The organism is Peribacillus sp. SIMBA_075 (genome assembly GCF_046534585.1).
The window spans coordinates 1-267 of the sequence record NZ_JAWRYN010000744.1; the positions used below are offsets into that span (position 1 = coordinate 1).

Sequence of the window (267 nt, forward strand, 5' to 3'; positions counted from 1 at the left end):
ATCCTTTATTGGGACAAGTGTAGGAATGACAATTCAATACTTTTTAGGAAATAAATTAGGTATGCCCTTTATTCAAAAGTATGGGAAATACGTATTTTTAACACAAAGAAAAATCGACTTAACAAGAATGTGGTTTGATAAGTATGGATACTTCCTTATTTTTATCGGTTTCTTTATTCCTGGTGTACGTCATTTTACAGGATACTTTGCAGGAATTATTAACTTACCATTCCGTCGTTTTGCAATTACAATTTACTCAGGTGCTCT

Annotated in this window: 1 protein-coding gene; it reads left to right on the forward strand. The window is 31.8% G+C overall.

The features are described 5' to 3' along the window. Positions 1–267: DedA family protein (locus tag SB775_RS30185; protein ID WP_410864933.1), on the forward strand; the 267-nt coding region annotated here is incomplete at both ends.